General features: G+C 39.4%; 17 protein-coding genes. 10 read left to right on the top strand and 7 right to left on the bottom strand.

Translation table 11 applies throughout. The features are described 5' to 3' along the window. Window positions 1-17 precede the first annotated feature (17 nt). The 3 genes from ADS77_RS01505 to ADS77_RS01495 all read right to left on the bottom strand — a co-directional run bounded on the left by ADS77_RS01505 (window position 18) and on the right by ADS77_RS01495 (window position 2968). Window positions 18-602 (bottom strand): hypothetical protein, encoded by a 585-nt coding sequence (locus ADS77_RS01505; RefSeq protein WP_054452580.1) that lies wholly within the window; start codon window positions 600-602, stop codon window positions 18-20. Window positions 603-820: 218 nt separating this feature from the next. Further along, entirely contained in the window at window positions 821-1069 is a 249-nt protein-coding gene (locus ADS77_RS01500) for an SH3 domain-containing protein (protein ID WP_152960574.1), read from the bottom strand. Window positions 1070-1264: 195 nt separating this feature from the next. Then, a complete protein-coding gene (locus ADS77_RS01495) occupies window positions 1265-2968 on the bottom strand; it encodes a DUF3592 domain-containing protein (RefSeq protein WP_054452576.1) in 1704 nt (567 codons plus the stop codon). A 202-nt stretch (window positions 2969-3170) separates the two neighbouring features. Here ADS77_RS01495 and ADS77_RS01490 point away from each other — a divergent pair, with 202 nt between their 5' ends. The 7 genes from ADS77_RS01490 (at window position 3171) to ADS77_RS01460 (ending at window position 11144) form a co-directional block, all read left to right on the top strand. Continuing rightward, entirely contained in the window at window positions 3171-3791 is a 621-nt protein-coding gene (locus tag ADS77_RS01490; protein ID WP_054452572.1) for a fused MFS/spermidine synthase, read from the top strand. Continuing rightward, complete coding sequence (locus ADS77_RS01485) at window positions 3784-4683, top strand: spermidine synthase (RefSeq protein WP_054203934.1); 900 nt, start codon at window positions 3784-3786, stop codon at window positions 4681-4683. Before ADS77_RS01490 ends, ADS77_RS01485 begins: the two co-directional genes overlap by 8 nt. A gap of 167 nt (window positions 4684-4850) precedes the next feature. Next, a complete protein-coding gene (locus ADS77_RS01480) occupies window positions 4851-5612 on the top strand; it encodes an ABC transporter ATP-binding protein (RefSeq protein WP_054203935.1) in 762 nt (253 codons plus the stop codon). Between the two features lie 17 nt (window positions 5613-5629). Next, on the top strand, window positions 5630-7630 hold the full coding sequence (locus tag ADS77_RS01475) for a TonB-dependent receptor (RefSeq protein WP_054203936.1): 2001 nt from the start codon (window positions 5630-5632) through the stop codon (window positions 7628-7630). A gap of 11 nt (window positions 7631-7641) precedes the next feature. Beyond that, window positions 7642-9081 (top strand): ABC transporter permease, encoded by a 1440-nt coding sequence (locus ADS77_RS01470; RefSeq protein WP_054203937.1) that lies wholly within the window; start codon window positions 7642-7644, stop codon window positions 9079-9081. Next, window positions 9074-10441, top strand: coding sequence for a DUF3526 domain-containing protein (locus ADS77_RS01465; RefSeq protein WP_054452566.1), 1368 nt, complete (start codon window positions 9074-9076; stop codon window positions 10439-10441). Before ADS77_RS01470 ends, ADS77_RS01465 begins: the two co-directional genes overlap by 8 nt. 328 nt (window positions 10442-10769) lie before the next feature. Further along, window positions 10770-11144 carry a DoxX-like family protein gene (locus tag ADS77_RS01460; RefSeq protein ID WP_054203939.1) on the top strand — a complete coding sequence of 125 codons (375 nt, stop codon included), beginning with the start codon at window positions 10770-10772 and terminating at the stop codon, window positions 11142-11144. A 75-nt stretch (window positions 11145-11219) separates the two neighbouring features. On the opposite strand, the gene ADS77_RS01455 is transcribed toward ADS77_RS01460, so the two are convergent. Together ADS77_RS01455 and ADS77_RS01450 are read right to left on the bottom strand one after the other, a co-directional pair. Further along, complete coding sequence (locus tag ADS77_RS01455; RefSeq protein WP_054203940.1) at window positions 11220-12749, bottom strand: glycoside hydrolase family 19 protein; 1530 nt, start codon at window positions 12747-12749, stop codon at window positions 11220-11222. A 625-nt stretch (window positions 12750-13374) separates the two neighbouring features. Beyond that, complete coding sequence (locus ADS77_RS01450) at window positions 13375-14574, bottom strand: ectonucleotide pyrophosphatase/phosphodiesterase (protein ID WP_054452563.1); 1200 nt, start codon at window positions 14572-14574, stop codon at window positions 13375-13377. Between the two features lie 130 nt (window positions 14575-14704). Between ADS77_RS01450 and dgt the strand changes: the two genes are divergently transcribed. Then, window positions 14705-16168 carry a dGTPase gene (dgt, locus tag ADS77_RS01445; RefSeq protein ID WP_054452560.1) on the top strand — a complete coding sequence of 488 codons (1464 nt, stop codon included), beginning with the start codon at window positions 14705-14707 and terminating at the stop codon, window positions 16166-16168. 77 nt (window positions 16169-16245) lie between these two features. After that, on the top strand, window positions 16246-17676 hold the full coding sequence (locus tag ADS77_RS01440; RefSeq protein ID WP_054452555.1) for a hypothetical protein: 1431 nt from the start codon (window positions 16246-16248) through the stop codon (window positions 17674-17676). Between the two features lie 131 nt (window positions 17677-17807). On the opposite strand, the gene ADS77_RS22475 is transcribed toward ADS77_RS01440, so the two are convergent. Further along, window positions 17808-17960 carry a hypothetical protein gene (locus tag ADS77_RS22475; RefSeq protein ID WP_167349693.1) on the bottom strand — a complete coding sequence of 51 codons (153 nt, stop codon included), beginning with the start codon at window positions 17958-17960 and terminating at the stop codon, window positions 17808-17810. A gap of 180 nt (window positions 17961-18140) precedes the next feature. Here ADS77_RS22475 and ADS77_RS01435 point away from each other — a divergent pair, with 180 nt between their 5' ends. Further along, window positions 18141-18770: a hypothetical protein gene (locus tag ADS77_RS01435; RefSeq protein WP_054452554.1), complete on the top strand. Its 630-nt coding sequence runs from the start codon at window positions 18141-18143 to the stop codon at window positions 18768-18770. 85 nt (window positions 18771-18855) lie between these two features. Here ADS77_RS01435 and ADS77_RS01430 read toward each other — a convergent pair whose 3' ends face one another. Next, entirely contained in the window at window positions 18856-19488 is a 633-nt protein-coding gene (locus ADS77_RS01430; protein WP_054452552.1) for a hypothetical protein, read from the bottom strand. Window positions 19489-19677 lie beyond the last annotated feature (189 nt).

The following is a 19677-nucleotide window of genomic DNA, read 5'->3' as shown; positions in this document are numbered from 1 at the left end:
CGCCCGTTTGAATTACATTATAAACCTGTTGATTTTGCTAATTTAATTTCATTAATGGTCAGTGGTATATTTTCAGGTGCAGGAGCCTTTGTTTCACCGCTGTCATTTAATGTGTAAGTTTGCTGGGTTGCGGTATAACTTAAGGTCTCGAGATTTATGTTGGCTGTTAAAGCATCGTAATCACAGCAAGAATGAAATGACTTACCAGTAAATGCTAGACGCCCGTCTTCAATGCTATAGTTTATTTGATCAGTTGTGGTGTGGGTTGGAAGTTGAAAAACAGTCAGCTTGAGCTTATTCACAATTGCTAAATAAGAAGTATAGTAGCTTCGACTCCCAGATATATGGGTTGTTATTAAGTAGGCGTTAGTATCAGGGTGTTTGATTTTAAATAATTTGGTATCAATCTCTGAGATACCACTGCCCGCTAATGGTCCAAAGCTCGCGTGTCCAAATTTGTTACTTTGATAATTTAGGAAGTAACTGCCAGGTAAGTGTGGGTAATGCCATCCTGACATCGAGAATACAGCGCTTTCATTACTTTTAATTGAGTAGTGTATATCAGCTTTGTATTGTTGCTTTATCAGTGCTGACTTATGCATACCCAAGTCACCTCAAGATGCAGAATTCAGCGTTTCACAGGGGCTTAATATCAAGGCGTTACTTTGCAACAATGGCAATCCCTTTTAAGAAGTAACAACGATGAGATAAAGTACCTGTGAAACGCCCAACGGGTTGGTTTTAAAACGATTTATACTGCGTTATTGATTTTAACAATAGAACCGCTATTACTTGCAATCAATGCCTTGCCTAAATCGCTTTAAATTCCAACTGAAACTCGCATCTTGAGGTGGCTTGGGTATATATATGCATTTTGGTTATCAAAGTAAACTTTAGCCCAATCAGAATCTAATGAAAACTCAGCCTGCACAGTCGTTCCACCTGCTAACAAACCCAGTTTATTGCTACTTCTGTTTGGGGATGTTCTTACATTTACGTTCTGCTGCACAATGGCTGGTAAATAACCTGATGCGGACTGTATTTCAGTTAAACCATCAAGATTGTACATTTGGTTACTGTGAGCGTTAAAAGAGTGGAGCAATATATAAGTAAAAGTCAGTAGCGTAATTTTTGTCATAGTATGTTGTGGGTATTGCTTAAATGGGGAGGTAGTTTACCCATTTACTCCCGCCAGATCAGCCAATTAAGCTATCTGGAGGGAGGTTTATATTCGTTTAATTAAAGCCATGCTGATTTATTGGTACTAGTCGCTATTTTTAGCAAAGCGACAGCCTAAAATGCGTTCTATTTTTTGTTTCAGGTGTAAGGCATTTTTTATTGTTTTGAAATCTCCGCCTAGGTTAATCGTTTTGTTTGAGTGTGTTATCAAGTGCAGTGAAAACTTCTCACTGGATTGTTTGCCGCTGGTTTGGACTTTTGATGATACAAAAGCGTCAATATCTTTTATCTCAGACGCTGTAAATGATAATGCCTGTACATGCTTAGAGAAGAAGTAAACATCCAGTTGCAAGCTATTTCTGCTGACTTTAATTTTGCAGTTTCGCCCGTAGCCCCAAATGCCTAAAGCTAAAAATAGGCAGCTCATCGCGGAGAATACAATACCAAAAAAAGAGCCATTTAAAGTTGCAATTAACACCCCAACAATAAAAAATATCGCCCCTAGGGCTATAATAAACAGGCACTCTTTAGCGCCTGGCGTTTGCAGGGTCAGTGCTTGTGTCGTGGTATCTTCATCAATCGTTAAGCGCGCATGCATTGCTGATTGTTCGGTTGGCGTTAATGGCTGATTTTTTAATTCTTGCTCCACCGATACACTTTGCGCTGTCACAAATACGGGGATGATATATTCACGGTCAAAACTATGTCCATCAATCTCGCCTTGAATAACCAATGCCCACTCATGGTAGCGCTTACTTGGCGTGCTTGATTGAGGCTGTCCTGGGGGTACATCAAAACTAAAATCAAGGCCTGCGCCTTTAGCGCTTGTTCTAGGTGTAAGGTCTTTTTCTACTGAAAAAACGATACAGCGACTCGATTTTCTTTCAGTGCCACTGCGTTTGGTTAAATGTTCGGTGCATTTTAATGTTGCTGTAAACGTCGTGGCTGTACTTGTTTGACCGGGAATAGTTAAGCTGCCTTTCACTTTACCGCCAATCACACCTGGGTAAGGATTAATGGTCAATGGCACTTCTTTAAAATGTAACCATTGTTTTTGAATTTTTCTTGCCCGAATAATTAACCACAAAGGTAAAACTAAGAACAATGCAGCAAGCACCGTAGTGAATGTATTGCCGCCATATAAGCCTACAGAAAATGCCCCGCTAAATAAGCAGCCTAAAAGCGCAAAGTACCAAGCATATTTAACACTTTTTTTAGCACCAGAATAAATAACGGGTGACGCCCATTGTGTTCGGGTCGTCCATGGTTTTTTTTCATCGACGTTTGTTAGCGGCTGTGCTGATTGAGAGCCGGTATAAATAAAAACACCTATGCCTACAGCCATAAATATACCGCTAAAAAGTGACATAAGCAGCAGGAACTTAACACTTAAAGAGCGATCATATACGGATTCACTAACGTCATTTGGGTTATACCAAATCATTAACCCGCCAGGTGAGTTTTGCTCAGTTCGGGCTTGACCAAGGAGTGAATATGCGCGGCTACTGTCACTGTTACTCTGGTTGTTAACCTGAGGCCGATAACCAATGTACTCTTGTCCATCGACTTGATATTTATATTGCATATCAAGCTTATACAATGTAGTGTAATGGCCTTCATTATCACGTGATTCAAAGCTGGACACATCAGCACTGATTAATTGTGCTTGTGCCACATGCCAAAATTGCATTTTAGCTGCGTCAATTACAGGCGATAACACCGTAAAATAAAAAACAGCAAACCCAGCTAAAAAAAACACACCACCAAATAACGCACCACTTCTTTTCATAAATGTCCTTATTATTTTTAATACGTATTTGCTCGTAAAATACGACCTAGTTAAATCATACCCTACAAATTAAAGTATATGGGCTTTTTATTTATGGGCTGTAAATGGGGTTTACAGCTCATAAATTAATCGGCTAAGTCTAGCCTATGGCTCTTCATCACGTTAAGATGGTTTAAACATTAAACAACAAGAACTAAAATGAATGTTAAATAAAACCAATGGACTTATCTATTTTTTAGCCTTTAGTAGCGGCTTTAGTATCATGGGAATTGAGCTTCTAGGGGGACGAATTTTAGCGCCTTTTTTTGGTAGTAGTGTGCATATTTGGGGCAGTATTATTACAGTATTTATGCTGAGCTTATCGTTTGGCTATTTGCTTGGTGGTAAGTTATCGATTAAACGACCCTCTTTAACAAAATACGGCTTAATCTTTTTACTCGCCAGTATTGCCGTACTTCCTATCGCATTGTTTGCTCAACCAATTATGGCGTTTATTTTTACGCACGTTGAAGATAGCCGCTATGGCTCGTTGTTAGCATCAACAGCGCTGTTTTTTATTCCCACGATTATTTTAGGTATGATCTCGCCCTACTCCGTTCGCTTATTGGTCACCGACAGTGAGCACAGTGGTCAAGTGGCTGGCGGTTTGTACTTTGTTAGCACATTAGGCAGTGCGTTGGGCACAATTATTACTTCATTTTATATGGTGTTAGCATTTGACGTTAATGCCATTATCATTGGATTTGCTTCATTTATTGGTTGCCTTGGGTTATTCGCTATTGCACTTGATAAGCTAACAATAAAGGAGCCTGTCTATGCGTAAGCTAACGGTTCGTTGTTTGCTACTTGTTGGTGTAACATTATTTTCAAATGCGAGCATTGCAAAGGTTATTCACAGCGAGCGCTCGCTTTATCGTAATATTTTAGTGGAAGAAACAGGTGATTTACGTTGCTTAAAATTTGACGAAAAAACACGTCAAAGTAGCCAAAGTTGTATGTATAAAAGCAAACCGAAAAAGTTGGTGTTTAACTATACGAAATTAACGTTTGCCAGCTTATTGATGATCGATAACCCAAAAAATGTGTTAATTATCGGCCTCGGCGGCGGTACATTATCAAATGTAATTCATGAGCTTTACCCGCAAGCGACAATAAAAAATGTTGAAATTGACCCTGCAGTGATAAAAGTTGCGCGGGATTACTTTGATTTTAAAGAAAGCGAAAAAGTAACTTCAAAGGTGCAAGATGGCCGTATTTTTATAAAACGTGCGGCACTTAAAAAACAAACGTTTGATTGGATCATTCTTGATGCCTTTAATGGCGACTACATTCCTGAGCATTTACTCACAAAAGAGTTTTTTGAAGAGATAAAAAGTGTTTTAGCTGAGGGAGGAATTGTTGCGGCTAATACCTTTTCATCAAGCAAATTATATGAACATGAATCAGCTACATATCATGCGGTATTTGGTGATTTTATTAATGTAACGACGGCTAAAAAGAGTAATCGGATCATTTTAGCCGGGTTTAACAAAGCCCCGACTAAAGAACACCTTACTGAGCGAGTAAAAAAATTAGCGCCGTTATTAGCCCCATATAGTATAGATATTGATGCTGTGAGCAAAGGCATGCGCTCAACTAAAAACAACCAAGACTGGCCAAGTGATACAAAAGTACTCACGGATCAATATTCACCCGCCAATTTACTTAATTTCTAACCATAATTTGGGTTAAGAGGCTCTTTATGCTGAGGTAATGACCTTAGCTTAGCGAGCCTCTTTTGCTTAAATCTAATTTGAGAATAACTCTTATTGTTGAAAATGTGATTTTGATATAACATAACAAAAGTTATGTTATATCAAAATAATGCAATAGGGATTATGTAATGATTGAAATTAGCCATTTAAGTAAATCGTTCGGCGATAACCACGCACTAAATGATTTATGTTTATCTGTACCTGCAGGGCAAGTTACGTGTTTATTAGGTGCAAACGGTGCAGGTAAAAGTACCACTTTAAATTTACTGTTAAACTTTATTGAACCTGACTCCGGGCGCATGACAATCGATAGTATTGATGTGCAATTAGAGCCTGAAAAAAGTAAGCAAAAATTAGTTTATTTACCAGAGCAAGTAAATTTATTCGAAGAGTTTGATGCAATAGAAAATCTGCACTACCTCGCCTCACTTACAAAGCAATCGACCACAAATGAAGAAATTGCAGCGGCGCTTACCCAAACAGGTTTGCAACAAAGTGCATGGAAAAACCCTCTAAGCAGCTACTCAAAAGGTATGCGCCAAAAGGTGGGTATTGCATTTGCTATTTTACGTAAAGCCAAAGTACTACTGCTTGATGAGCCGACATCAGGGCTTGATCCAAGTGCCACGCGTGAATTTATTAAAATTATTGATTTACTTGCTCAGCGCGGCGCCGCAATTTTAATGGTTACCCATGATTTGTATTGCGCTCATTGTCTCGCAACACAAATAGGCATTATGAAGCAGGGTCAACTACGCACTTTACTTGATAATAAAAATCTTTCGCTCGATGACCTTGAAGCTAACTACCACCACATTATTAGCGGTGATGAATTACCGCAGCAAGCACAGTCAAAAAATATTAAATCGTCAGAACCTGAACTCGTATAAAAAATAGGATAACAATCATGTGTAGTACCCGTATTTCGCCAATTAATATTGCTTTATTAAGCTGCTTGAGCTTCTCAACGATTGCCTTTGCTGATGATGAGCAAAATAAAGATTCAACATTATTTATTGGTGATGTGATCGAGGTTCATGGTCAAAGTAATGGCGCTAAAGATGTTCAGTTAGTGGGCTCTGTTGATGTAGTTAATCGTGATCAATTACAAAATGAGCATGTAAATATCACTGTGGATTTATTCACTAAAATACCTGGTGTGTATTTCTCGCGCTTTAATCAAGGTGTCGTATCAACAGACGTCGCCATGCGTGGCTTTAATGGTGAAGGGTCGATGCCACATACCAAACTGTTAATTGATGGCATACCGAGCAACTTACATGTTGGTTTAGGCGAAATGGATGCTTTATTTCCGATGGAAGTGGAGTCTATCGAAGTGGTTAAAGGCAACCAAGATGCGCGTTATGGCCTGCATAACTTAGCAGGTAATATTAATATGACCAGCCGTCGTGATGACGCAAAGGAAGTTGAATTTTTGGCTGGTAGTTTTGATACCTATGAAGCACAAGGGTATTTTGGTGATGTAAATAATGGTTTTTCTCAGCATTATTTTATAGGCGTGCGTGATACTAAAGGTTATCGAGATCATAGCGCCCTTGAAAAACATACTTTTTCAGGAAAGTGGTTCTACCAACCAAGCAATAATACAGAGCTTGGTGTTATTGCACGTTACTTTGACTATGAAGCTGATGCCCCGGGTTACCTAACTGAGCAAGAAGCGCATCGTGACTCCACTCAATCTGCCGATTACGCACAAAACGACAGTGGCGATAAACAAACACGTCATTTAAGTATGCATTTAGATCATGCGTTTGACCCTGTATGGCAGTTGAGTGTTAAAAGCTACATACAACAATTTGATCGTCATCGTTATTTACAGTACACAGCATCTTCAGCTCAGCAAGAACGCCTAGAAAAAGATCGTCAATACGGAGCAGTAGCTACATTAAGTGCAACGTTTAGCCCTACTTGGTTACTCAGTATGGGTCTTGATTATCAAGCGCAAGATAACAGTAATGAACGTTTTGTAACGGTAACGAAAGTACGCCAAAAGCAATTTAGAAATTGGGATTTTGACTATAACAATTATGGCGGTTTTACTCAGTTACAGTACAGAGGTGAGCGTTTACTCATTAGTGGTGGCTTACGCTTTGATGGCTTCAGTGGTGATTTGTTCGATGGCATAAGCGAGCAATACAAAACCATAAATGATGAGGGTATTACCCTTCAGCCTAAGTTTAATGTGCTTTACGAGATGACCGATAGACTAAATCTGTTTGCTAATTATGGTGTGAGTTTCCAAGCACCTACAGGCAGCAAAGCCTATATAAATGAGCAAAGCTCAGGGTTTGATTTCTCTAAAAACTATGGATTTGAAACGGGTGCAAAATGGCAGTTATTTGATTGGTTAAATACGCGCTTATCAGTTTGGCAGCAAGACGCCAAAGACGAGTTAACGCCAAAAACGGATGGTTCAGGTGGGTTTGAAAACATCGGCGAAACCAAACGTAAAGGCTGGGATCTCGCATTGAGCGCTGATATCAATACGCAGTGGTCTGGCTTTGCATCGTATACCCGTCAAGAAGCAAAATTGGTCGAACCCGGTGAAGCAAAAATTGCTCAAAAAGGTAATTGGTTATTAGGCGTGCCTGAGTTTACTGCAACGGCAGGGATCATCTACCGTCCGGTTAACAAACTTAAAGTGTCGTTGTTTGGTCATTTTCAAGGTGATTACTATGTCAGTAATGTTATCCAAGATAAGCAATACGGTGATTATAAACTAGTTGATTTAGCCTTTGATTATGATTTGGGCTGGGGAAATGCTGGGCTGCGGATCAATAACCTATTTGATAGCTACTCAGATTATGTTTACTTAGTGGGTGATGAAACAATTCACTCTCCTACCGATGGGCGTGCGATTAACTTTAGCGTGTCGTATCGATTTTAAAAGGAATTACTATGTCTCATTTTATTAGTTGGCAAGTGTGCAAGCACGAGCTAAAACAAAAAGTAAAAAATCGCACATTGTGGTTGTTATTTGCACTCATGCAAGTACTGCTCGCGGTGGCGTTGGTAACAAGTTGGCAGCAATACCAACAAAGTAGCAGTTTACAAATTAGCTCACAACATATGGTAGAGCAGCAATGGTTAGCTCAACCCGATCGCCACCCGCACCGAGTAGCGCACTTTGGTCACTTTGCATTTCGCCCGCCCAGCGCGTTGAGCTATTTTGACATTGGTGTGAATAATTGGGTGGGTAACAGTGTTTTTTTAGAAGCACATAAACAAAATAGCGCTAACTTTGCCAATGATAGCCAGGCAAGCTTGCTGCGTTTTTCTGAACTTTCGGTTGCTAATTTATTACTGTTTGTTTGGCCGTTACTGTTAATAGCATTAGGTTTCTCATGCATTAGCGGCGACCAGCAAAAAGGGACTTTAAAGCAATTGTTGGCCATTGGCGTTAAATTTAATCATTTACTCCTTGGTAAGGGATTTGCTTATTTACTGCTTAGTATTGGGTTTTTACTGCCGGTATTTATTGCCTCGATAATGATAAGTGCGCTGGCTGATGCAGTGCTAAGTGCTGAAGTGCTGCTTCGTATTGGCTTGTTGTTTTTACTGTATTTAGGGTACTGCTTATTTTGGGTTTGTGTCATTTTACTCGTTTCTAGCTTAACCCGTATGCCAAAACACAGCTTAACAGCGTTAATTACCGTGTGGTTTGTGCTATTAGTATTAGCGCCGAGAACACTTGCTGATATTGCCCAACAATTACACCCGCATAAAAGCCGTAATATGCTGGCGTTAAAAGTGCAAACAGACATTCGTAAAGTTGGCGATAGCCATAATCCGAACGACCCCCACTTCAATGAGTTTAAACAGCGAATATTAACTCAATATGGCGTTGATACCATTGAGCAACTCCCTGTTAATTATGGTGGCTTAATAATGCAAGAAGGTGAGCGAATTAGTGCTGAAATTTATCAACGTCACTACCAAACACAGCTTGATCAATTTGCAGCACAGCGTGAGTTTATTGGTTACTTTTATTGGCTTAATCCTTACTTAGCCGTACGCGATTTATCAATGGCGATAAGTGGTGCCGATAGCCGACATTTCTTTTCATTTGAGCAGCAAGCTGAGCAACATCGTTTTGAACGTATTCAACGTTTAAATACAATACACACACAAGAGATTGACCATCATAATGACCGTGAGCAGCGCGTATCTGCATCTTTATGGCAAGATTTCCCTGAGTTTCACTATCAGCCAGCAAGTTTAAGTTGGTCATTAAGCAATAGCTTAACGGCAATACTGGCTTTTGTAGCGGTCATTACTTTATTACTCGGTGTGCTTGTAACACCGAGTGTGCAACGGAGGGCATTTATCCATGCTTAAGTTTGAATTAAAGCGTTTACTATCACCGCGTGCAAATCAAATAAGTTTATTGGTCTTTTTTGTCAGTGCTTTACTAGCGATTTATTTAGGCGCACAAGGTTACAAACAGGTGCGTAAAGATCAAATCATAGCGCAAGTGGTGTTTGATAAAGAGCGAGAGCATATAAAAGCACGTGAGTCGCTACCTGAAATTGGCTCTCTTGCTTATTACGCAAAAGCACCTACTCAATGGCAGCTTTCACCTTGGGCTGCTTTGTTTGTAGGGCAAAGTCAAAATAGCCTCGCGGCGATGAAAGTCAATGCTTTGGCGTTACAGGGGCAAATTTATAACAAAGAGGTGATCAACCCTGAGAAATACCGTGCTGGCGGTTTTGATTTAGGGTTCGTATTAGCCTACATGCTGCCAATTTTGATTGGTGTATTGTGCGTTAATTTACTCAGCGATGAGCGTCAATCGGGGCGTTTTAGATTGCTTAGTGCCTTTGCTGGTAATGCGGCTGTGAAAAGCATTATCCGCGCTTTGTTACTGCGTTTTTATTTAGTCGCAGGGATCATTGTTTTACTGTTTTTAGTTGCAGCAATGCTACTTTCATTACCGTTTGATGGACTATTTATACAAGCCTTAGGACTTAGCCTTGTCTATTGTGCTTTTTGGTTTTTAGTAGCCACTTTGATCATTAGTTTTAATATGAACGGCTTGTTTAATAGTTTGGCATTTATTAGCGTGTGGCTAGGGTTTGCTGTGTTAATTCCTGGTGTTATTCATCTTGTGCTTAACCAACAATTTAATGAGCAGCCCGCACTAAAAGCCAGCATAGAGCAACGCTTAATTTTAAATGATGGTTGGGATCAAGATATGCAAGACTCATTGCAACGCTTTGTTGAGCAATACCCGCAGTACAGCGAAAAAACGCAGTTTAGCGGACGCTTTCATTGGAAGTGGTATTATGCGATGCAACAACTTAGCGACCTTGCTGTTGATCAGCATTGGCAAGATCATTTAACTCAACAACAAGCGCGCTCGAGTAACTTAGCGTTAGTGAGCTGGCTTTCGCCTAATTTGTTGTATCAACAAGCGCTTGATCAATTAGCTGGCAGTGATGCACAGGGTCAACGAGCTTACTTGTTGCAGGTGAGCGCTTACCATCAACAAATTAGAGAATTTATATACCCTTATTTATTTAATGATACAGCGATCACGTCCGAAGACATTGAACGTTTTCCATTATTTAAACCTTCACAGCAAATACAGCCGGCTCAGTTGCAAGGCGTACACTACGGCGTGATGTTGTTACTTGCGTTAGGTGCATTTTGCCTATTGGTTGCAAATACACGTTTTAAACGTTTAACAGTTATATAGCATGATTTAAATAGCGCAGTGTTGGTACTGCGCTATTTACTCTTTATATTAAATAATTTAACTCTATAAAAATTCCTTCTTCTCATACCGCAACTGCAGTTAACATCCCGCTTAGATATAAAAATTGATGGCTATGAATAATCATCGCTCAATGTTTGAGTTATTTCATAGTAGAATTCAGCGTTTCAAAGGAGCTTAATACCATGGCGTTACTTTGTCCGTCCCTTTTAACGCCAACTGAAACTGCATCTTGAGGTGGCTTGGGTATAACAGTACACTCATTTAATGTAATAGGGATTATCTGACTAAAAGCATATGGAGTTATTAGATGTCATTAACACAAATTGCCCGATTTATTATAGGGTTTAGCTGGCTCTATCATGGACTATTTCCAAAATTGTTACACATTGATCCGATTGAAAAAATGATGACAGCAAGTCTTGGTTTTTCGGATGAAATTTCTTATTTAATAACAAAAGCAGCGGGTGTTGGTGAGCTGGTATTTGGCTTAATTTTTATTTTGTTTTATAAAAACCGAACAGTCGTCTGGCTCAATATTGTAGGATTAATTGGGTTGTTATTTTTTGTTATTGTTTTACAGCCACAATTACTTGTTGGCGCGTTTAACCCAGTAACAACGAATATACCATTAATCGGGTTAAGTTTTATTTTGTTGGAGAGTAAATCAAAACAGCGTTTATAAGTAACCTAAATTGAGCTCAAGTAATAACAGCCTTAGCCGGCTCCTTATGCGCCAAGGCTGTTATTTAATCTTGCGTTATTCTACTGTTGCGTTAAATTTCTCTTCTACACAGCGTTTGTAAGCACCTTCACTTAGGGCAAAATAAGGTGTTTGATAAGGCACTAATTTGCATTCAAAGCTTTTACCATCTGGTCGGTATTGTTTCCAGCTCCAATCCTCGCTCCAATGAATGTTAAGCGCACCTGAGCCATCATTTGTAAAGCTGTCTTGGTTGCTGCAATTGAGCACTTCATTATTATCAATAGGTACATTTAAGTACGCTGCAAATTGCTCGTAATATGCAATACGGTTAAGTGCTTGTGGTTTGTCGTAGCCGTGGCCACATTCAATACCGCCATTAATAATATTAATTGTAGCACCAAAACCTGGGCTAATACCGCGAGCGATATCTGCTTCATTTGGTACCCATGAGCCGTCAACAACCGACATCATGTCTGGTTTTGGTGGCTGGGGATACACAAAGAAAAATACGGCAGAGGCTAAATTAAGCCACGTATCAGCTACTAACTCAGGGTTATTAAGTAGTACATTTACGTCGCCAAACATCGCGTCTGAAAATGGGCCATAATTATAATTGTACGATAATTGTTTTGCACCACGGCCAAAATATTTTAAATATAACCCTTGCTCGTCAGTACCACATGGCCATGTTTGTCCTTGCCATGTTGAGGGTCCGCATGAGTTGTTATAACCACAACCTGCGCTGGTTTCGCTACAGCCAGCTTCACGTATAAAGTATAAGCCTTGGCGCCATTGTGGAATGGCCGAATGCGGATCGTGGCCACCTGTTTCTTGGGTAAAATGAGCAAACATAGTTGCCAGTGCTTTACGGCACACTGCCTCGGCTTGTTGCTCTGAATCATAATCATCACAAAAAGCAGGAAACTTTGCCACCGCTTGTAAAAACTTACGATAGGTATATTCAGGTGCACGTTGAGCAAATAAAAACTCAAAACTGGCTTGATCTAATATCGCTTCTAAGCGCTTAACATTGCGAGGGTTAGCTGCTCTTAGTGGGGTTACAGATTCAACACTTGCATTATCAAGCTTACGAATCGTATTTTTTACTTTGCTAAATAATGGCGAAGATGTTTTTTCAAGCTCGGTGTTTGCCACTAATGCAGGGTTAATAAAATAACCGCCAGCGGGATTTTTTGTAACGCCTGTTTCGTATGGGTCACCAGATGGCGGTGTCACTGGCGGTTCTGCCGGTGGCTGAATCGGTGGATCTATGGGCTCTACTGGAGGATCAATTGGTTCAACTGGTGGGTCTACGGGATCGACCGGTGGCTCAACAGGCGGGGAAACAGTATTATCGCATACAGTTGAGTCAGCTTTCGCAACCCATGCCCCCCATTGTGATGAGCCTGGTTCTTCACCTGGATTGGCCCACCAACGTGCTTTGTATAGCGTGCTTGCAAAGCATACTTCACTGCCAGCGGTATATGAAATTGACTGTTGCCATACATCGTTTGCGGTGCTCTGCCACGGTATAGTAGACAACGCTGTCATCACAGCCAATGTTATAGATTTTTTAATATTCATTGGTCAATCCTTAATGGGGTTAAACGATACATCACCTAGCTATGTGCTATTATAGGCACAATATCTGGTAACAATCAATTAACCTAGTTTACAATTTATTTTATTGTCGGATTATAAAGAGTTTATAACGTAGGAATTAACCACCGTGTAATGTTATCAGCAAGTATTATTCAAATATGGTGGTGGCAGCAAACTAAGAAAATCAGACAGGGTTATTTCATAAACAGACGACAATGGAGCACAAAGATAAAACATGTCCTGTCTATACCCAAGCCACCTCAATATGCAGACTTCAGCGTTTCACAGGTGTTTAATATCAAGGCGTTACTTTGCAACAATGGCAGCCCCTTTTAAGAAGTAACAACGATGAGAGTAAGCGCCTGTGAAACGCCCAACGGGTTGGTTTAAAAGCAATTTATACTGCGTTATTGATTTTAACAAGGGAACAACCATTATTTGCAATCAATGCCTTGCCTAAATTGCTTTTAACTCCAACTGAAACGGCATCTTGAGGTGGCTTGGGTATAAAGGGTTTTCTAAGGACGCGAGGGCTTGACTCAATTCTCATTGAGCTAAGCTCTCGCGATTAAATCGCTATCAGAGCTTTAACGTAACAATAAGCGGCTTACTCTACTAACGCAGGCCACAAGGTTGTCCCATCACTATCGATTTTATTGAGTATTTTAATTCCGAGGACTTTGGCTATCAGCGGGTAAATATCAAGATTATTGACTTCATCTAATAATAAGCCTTGTTTAAATGCTGGGCCATTAGCAATAAAAGTTGCAGCCATATCATCAGTGTAGGCATAGCCATGGGTGCCAAGGTAATCTACTTTACCTTTATTTGAAAATACTCGTGGAGCGGTAGTTTGCAAAATAATATCGCCAGTACGGCCATTATTTTGATAATGATATCCCTTACGCTGTGCATCGGTTAGCACAATATAGCGGCCCTTTGCGGCATTCATTAAACGTTCTTTATAAGCTGGAATATCGGCTTTACTGTCTTTATTTGCATAGAAGAGCACGCGTGGGCCAGTATTTTTAACCATAAAGTTTTCATCTTTAGGTAGGCTGCTTAGGGCAATACTTTGCTGTGGTTCAACCGCACTCATACCATGATCAGAAACAATCACTAAATTAATATTAAGCGACAGCTGTGCAATACGTGACTGTAGCTGACCCATTAACTCATCTAACTGATGAACAGCATCTCGGGTTTGTGTTGCATCAGGGCCATATTCATGACCCATGCTATCGACCAATGAAAAATAACTAACAATAAGGCGTGGGCGCTGTGCTTTAGGTAGCTCTAGCCACTGAATCACTTGATCAATACGTTGTTGGTAATCACTATGTTTTGAATAATGGTAGAAGTAATCAGGGGTCATACCGTTAAAGCGCGCATCCGACTCTGGCCAAAAATAGGTGGCAGATTTTAGCCCTTGCATAGAGGCTAAATTCCAAAGAGGGATGCCTTTGAGCCATGTGCTATCTTTTAATCCTTTGCCCATGCTGTAGCAGTCATTACGGTCACTATCGCAAAAACGATTATCAACAATACCATGATTAATCGGAAGTAAACCGGTTATGATCGACAAGTGATTTGGAAATGTTTTAGTTGGGTACACAGGGCGCATTTTTTTCGCACGTACACCAGAACCCGCCATTTTTGCTAGATTGGGTGCGCTGTGTTTTTCAATATAATCCCAGCGAAAGCCATCAAGGGAGATAAGTACGACAGTATTGTCGGTTTTAGCACTTATAGTTAAGGAGCTAAAAGCTAAAAAAGTTAATAGCAAGAGATGGATGAGCCACTTCATAATTTTTCCGTTCGGTAATAAAAAATTTATAATTGCTGAGTTTAACGATATTTTTTTATAAATATAACGTATTAATTTAGAATTGTTGGATAAAGCTGTTAATTTAAAAAGACTTTAAGAAGGAACTACTATGATCGATTTTACTAAAAAAATAACCCCCGCTCGAGAAGTTCGCTCCACACCTAATTTACAAACTGCGCTTGAAAGCGACCGTGGCCGTATAATTAACAGCGCTGCTATTCGTCGGTTGCAGCAAAAAACGCAGGTTTTTCCATTAGAGCGCAATGCTGCGGTGCGCTCTCGACTTACCCACTCGCTTGAAGTACAACAAGTTGGCCGCTTTATCGTGCAGCGTATTTTTAATTACTTAAGCGATCAGCAGCAGCGTGAGTTTGGTTTAATAGATTTAGAGCGCCCCTTGGAAAGTTTGGTCGAAATGGCTTGCCTGATGCACGATATTGGTAACCCTCCATTTGGACATTTTGGTGAAGCAGCAATTAATCATTGGTTTGACAAGAACCTCACTGCATTGATACCACAGCGCTGTGCAGATCCGCACACAGGTATTGGTGTTATATTTAAGCACTTAGCGCAAGATGTATGTAATTTTGAAGGCAATGCACAAGGTATTCGTATTGTTCATTCACTGCTTGGTCTAAACTTAACGTACAGCCAAACGGCAGGAATATTAAAATACACTCGTCCCGCCACAATGCAAAAAGCAGATATTCCTCAGAGCAAAAATTATTTAATGAAAAAAGTGGGTTTTTACTTTAGCGAAAAAAACTTTGTAGAATCATTGCAAAAGGCACTTGAAATAGACCCACAGTGTCGCCACCCAGCGAGTTACATAATGGAAGCGGCAGATGATATTTCATATTGTCTGGCAGATATTGAAGATGCCGTTGAGAAAGACATTATAAGCGTTGAGTTATTATGCGAAAAACTCAAGTTGCATTATAAAAAAGCGCTAATAAACTTTGCTATTAATGATGGTGAACATCAGCTGATGGTTGAAAAAGCAGTAAATTATGCGTTAGAGAAGGCGGCGCAACAACCCTATAATTTTAATAGTGAGTTTTTTATATATTTACGCGTTTCATTGTTACATCCACTTGTAAATTATGCAGCTAAGCGCTTTATAAACAATATTGAAGCGGTATTTCATGGCGATTTCAATCAAGCACTATTAGAAGATAGAAGTCATTTACATGCGGTAACTAAAACGCTAAAACAGGTTGCTTTAGAACATGTTTTTTCTCATAAAGAAGTTGAAAAACTTGAGTTACAAGGTTATCGCATTATTAATGGCTTACTTGATTGTTATAAGCCGTTATTACAATTAAGCCATGACGATTTTAAACGGGTTACTAAAGGCGACCAACGCTTTTTAATTGAAACTAGATTACTTAAAAAGCTATCTAAAAAGCATTTGAACAGCTATTCACAAGCCATTGACGCAATGCAAGCAGAGCCTGATCATGTATTGGCTTACGAGTTTTATTACAGGTGTAGGCTTATCCAAGACTATATTAGTGGTATGACTGATCAATTTGCTTACGATGAGTATCGCGCGTTGATGGTGATAGAATAAGCAATACGTGGCTAGATTAATTTCTTCAGTGCTATTAAACTGGGGTCATTGTGTTATTTTGCTTTAATAGATTAATGATGACCTTATTTATACGACTTAGCTTATTTTTTTTACTCACTTGTAGTTTTAATAGTTTTGCTAAATACAGTGAAGCTTTATGTATTTTGTATAAGCAGCAAATGCAGCAACATAAAGATAATACAAGTAGCCAAAGTTACCGCAATGCTGCCAGAGACTACAAAAAAAATTGCAGCAAAGCGCCGCCTATCCAAGTTGAAAAACAAGAATCGGCAAAGTCGAATGTAATAGATGAACCGACTTTTCATGCTGATACTTCAGCGACTGTTGAACCAATAGAAGTTTTAACAGAAGAAGTAACACAAACAGTTACTGTAAACCCCCTTGACACTCAAGCGGGTGCAGCTAATAGTGCACAAGCGGAGTCAGTAAATAGCAATGATACACTAGAACAAGTAAAAGATAGCACCCCCGCAATTATTGACATAAGTGAAGAGACAAACAATGCAGAAACAAACAATGCAGAAACAAACAATGCAGAAACAAACAATGCAGAAACAGTTGAACCGCTAACCGTTCAAACTGAACCGACACAAGCTGTTGTGAAATATGTCCCCCCCGTTGTTGAAAGTCAACAAACAGAATCAGCATCATTATTAATTCCTACGATGTTGCTTTTAGGTGTATTGTTATTAGCTGCATTTATCGTTTTTCGTATACGAGAAAAAAATAAAACGGCGGTTGAGCCAATAACGCCAGCGCCTGAATTAACTACACCAGTAAAAGCGCCTCAATCTACTATTAAACCAATATCAGTCGAGCCTGTTACAGACACACAAGAAGTCAGTAACTGTGTGCCTGCAATTACGCCTAATGAACCGGTAGAAAAACCTACAGTCAACCGTATTGATCTAACCCAACGTATTTTTAAAAATGAACATGATTTTGAAGAGCCAGAAATTCGCATATTTGATCCTAATGCGCCTTTACCTGGGACTAAACCTATAAAGAGTGAACCAACTAAAGAGCCTATTGAGTCCGATGAGGCGAAGCCAAGTGACACGCCTAGTGAGCGTACTGAAGATACCCAGCCTACCCAGCCGCAAAACATTCACCCTGAAGTTTCAAGCTCACATGAGGTGCCTGTTGCGACAACCGTTGTTGAGCCGATTAAAAATGAGCCATTGGTATCCGTTGAAGCTGTTACTGCATTAAATGCTGAGACCGAAAATATGGCTGAAAATGATGAAGTTGCGCAAGCACTTACCGCATTAAACAATGAATTAGTAGCAGAGCAACAAAAAGCAGTTGAAACAAAGGCTGATCCACAAGCTAAAAAAGCGAACCCATTTGCCAACTTATCTTTAGATCCCACTTGGGCACCTGATTCAAATGAAAAGCCAACAATTGAGCCTAAAAAAATTGTACCAAAATCACCTGAATTAATTGCCGCAGAGGAGCGCGCTAAGCAATTAAAAACGGATGACTAATTTTTAATTACTTGTAAAAATGCAACGGAGGAAGTATTAAGCACTTTCTCTGCATTATGCTGGTTAGATTCAGGCCTTAATTGTAACTATTAAGGCCTGTTTATCTTTATTAAACATCATGAATACCCGCGCTAGTCCAACTTAAAATCTTGATTTAAGACATCAAGTTGCTTGAGTTTACTTTCAAGTTTATCTATTTTTGACATTGCTACGATGCTAAATATAAAGCCAGCAAGGCCCATCGACATCCCTATAATTCCGAAAATAAAACCTAAGTTTTCCATATCAATACCCTTTATTAACGCGGATCTATTTAATGCTAAATATCACTTTATACGTAAACTGCAGAATAAGCACCTTTGGGTAGGAATGAATATAGATTGGTCGTTTAAGATATTAGACTTTTTTTAAAGCTGGTATTGAAATTGCTGTATCAGAGGGGGAACACACAACAAGGATTTATTATGTCTTCAATCTCAATGATCAAGGCGATAGCTGGGTATGCGGCTATTAACCCAACAGCGGATTACTCTCATACAAGTAGCATCAATAAGCACACAGAATTTTCTCAAAAACTACAGCACGCACAAGCACCTAAGCCGGTTAAAGTCGACATGGCTGTTAATGTTGCCAATAACCATGAGAACGTGTCTGAACAAGCCAAGGCGCTTTATCAAGATATTAAATATGAAGTTCGTGCTCAGTTACAGAAAAACCCCGATACACGGACTTACGAGCAAGATTTTTATAAGCTGTCGATTCAAGAAATAATGGAAGTCCCTATAAAAGTGGTGATTGAACGAGATGAAATGCGCGAAGCTGCTTTGTTTAATTCCTTAGGGATTGATTTTTTAGCCTATAAAGAATTGGGGCTTCGCCAAGAAATGCTAAGCCTGGCTGAAAATGATATAAAAGAATCTCAGTCATTATTAGCAACAGATAAAGAAGATTTTATTGATGCAATTAAAGGGTTTACAGCGCAGTTAGAAGATCAAAAAAATGCTTTATTAGGAGGCATTGCTCCAGATGAATTGGGAAAAAACTTAGAGGATAGGTCGAGTCCGTGGGCAAAGTTACTTAGTATTGGACAGTAGGAGGGTATCAGTAAGGTTGCTTGCAAAGCGGTTAATCTTTATTAAGCATGAGTGCGGCAACTATCTGCCGCTACAGAATTATCTGTTAAGGTCTAAATATAAAGTAGGTATTGTTATTTGAACGTGTTTGTCGCCAACACAATCCTAGTAATATGGCCACACTTAGAAAAAATAGCCCGGCGACAACAATAATTGCGTTATGAAATAAGTTATTTTGGCTTAGTTGCTTAACTTTAGATGGTGAAATAGTCGTTATTGTCGCGCTTTCAAATGAGTGTGAAATATTAAAAATGTGGTCATCTGATTCTATTTCAATCTGCTTTATCATTGTGCTTACTTTTGCTGTCGATAGAGGTTTTTTTTGTGTATTACACCAATGGGCATTCCTTATAAGTGTGGCAGAATCGCAGCTAGAGGGTAATAAATGAAATGCTTCTTGTAAGGTTGTTTGTTTTTTTTCATACGTATTAACGCTATCTACTAAAGGCAAAGTCATGCGTGCGTTACTTGGTGTCGTTTTATTACAATGCTGGGACAAACTGGCTGTAAGGATCGCGTGACGTTTTTTTAATTGCTGGACGTTAACGAGTAACGCACTTTGGTTTAGCTGCTGATATATGGATGTACGTTCTTTTTTTAGTAGTTTACATTCAGTATGCGTTGTTGCATTTACTTGGCTACTAAAACCTAGGATGATTAAAAAAATCCATTTATTCATTGGTTTACGTCCTGTAAAAGATGAATATATAGCGTAACAGTATTTTTCTAGGTTGCAAGTTTATTGGGTACAAAGATTAATAACAATAAATTACACTTAAAAATCAATCTCTTATTTCCTGCTGAACAATGCGTTAACTGTAACCTATATGATAACAGGGGTTAGCCGACATTATTAAACATGGACTAA

This window comes from Pseudoalteromonas porphyrae, from assembly GCF_001298125.1.
GTDB lineage: Bacteria > Pseudomonadota > Gammaproteobacteria > Enterobacterales > Alteromonadaceae > Pseudoalteromonas > Pseudoalteromonas neustonica.
Note: the sequence above shows the minus strand (reverse complement) of the source record. Positions and strands in the feature narration are given on the sequence as shown.

Coding starts and splice junctions, on each gene's coding strand:
- ADS77_RS01505 (WP_054452580.1), bottom strand. CDS start 602: ATGCATAAGTCAGCACTGATAAAGCAACAATACAAAGCTGATATACAC.
- ADS77_RS01500 (WP_152960574.1), bottom strand. CDS start 1,069: ATGTACAATCTTGATGGTTTAACTGAAATACAGTCCGCATCAGGTTAT.
- ADS77_RS01495 (WP_054452576.1), bottom strand. CDS start 2,968: ATGAAAAGAAGTGGTGCGTTATTTGGTGGTGTGTTTTTTTTAGCTGGG.
- ADS77_RS01490 (WP_054452572.1), top strand. CDS start 3,171: ATGTTAAATAAAACCAATGGACTTATCTATTTTTTAGCCTTTAGTAGC.
- ADS77_RS01485 (WP_054203934.1), top strand. CDS start 3,784: ATGCGTAAGCTAACGGTTCGTTGTTTGCTACTTGTTGGTGTAACATTA.
- ADS77_RS01480 (WP_054203935.1), top strand. CDS start 4,851: ATGATTGAAATTAGCCATTTAAGTAAATCGTTCGGCGATAACCACGCA.
- ADS77_RS01475 (WP_054203936.1), top strand. CDS start 5,630: ATGTGTAGTACCCGTATTTCGCCAATTAATATTGCTTTATTAAGCTGC.
- ADS77_RS01470 (WP_054203937.1), top strand. CDS start 7,642: ATGTCTCATTTTATTAGTTGGCAAGTGTGCAAGCACGAGCTAAAACAA.
- ADS77_RS01465 (WP_054452566.1), top strand. CDS start 9,074: ATGCTTAAGTTTGAATTAAAGCGTTTACTATCACCGCGTGCAAATCAA.
- ADS77_RS01460 (WP_054203939.1), top strand. CDS start 10,770: ATGTCATTAACACAAATTGCCCGATTTATTATAGGGTTTAGCTGGCTC.
- ADS77_RS01455 (WP_054203940.1), bottom strand. CDS start 12,749: ATGAATATTAAAAAATCTATAACATTGGCTGTGATGACAGCGTTGTCT.
- ADS77_RS01450 (WP_054452563.1), bottom strand. CDS start 14,574: ATGAAGTGGCTCATCCATCTCTTGCTATTAACTTTTTTAGCTTTTAGC.
- dgt (WP_054452560.1), top strand. CDS start 14,705: ATGATCGATTTTACTAAAAAAATAACCCCCGCTCGAGAAGTTCGCTCC.
- ADS77_RS01440 (WP_054452555.1), top strand. CDS start 16,246: ATGACCTTATTTATACGACTTAGCTTATTTTTTTTACTCACTTGTAGT.
- ADS77_RS22475 (WP_167349693.1), bottom strand. CDS start 17,960: ATGGAAAACTTAGGTTTTATTTTCGGAATTATAGGGATGTCGATGGGC.
- ADS77_RS01435 (WP_054452554.1), top strand. CDS start 18,141: ATGTCTTCAATCTCAATGATCAAGGCGATAGCTGGGTATGCGGCTATT.
- ADS77_RS01430 (WP_054452552.1), bottom strand. CDS start 19,488: ATGAATAAATGGATTTTTTTAATCATCCTAGGTTTTAGTAGCCAAGTA.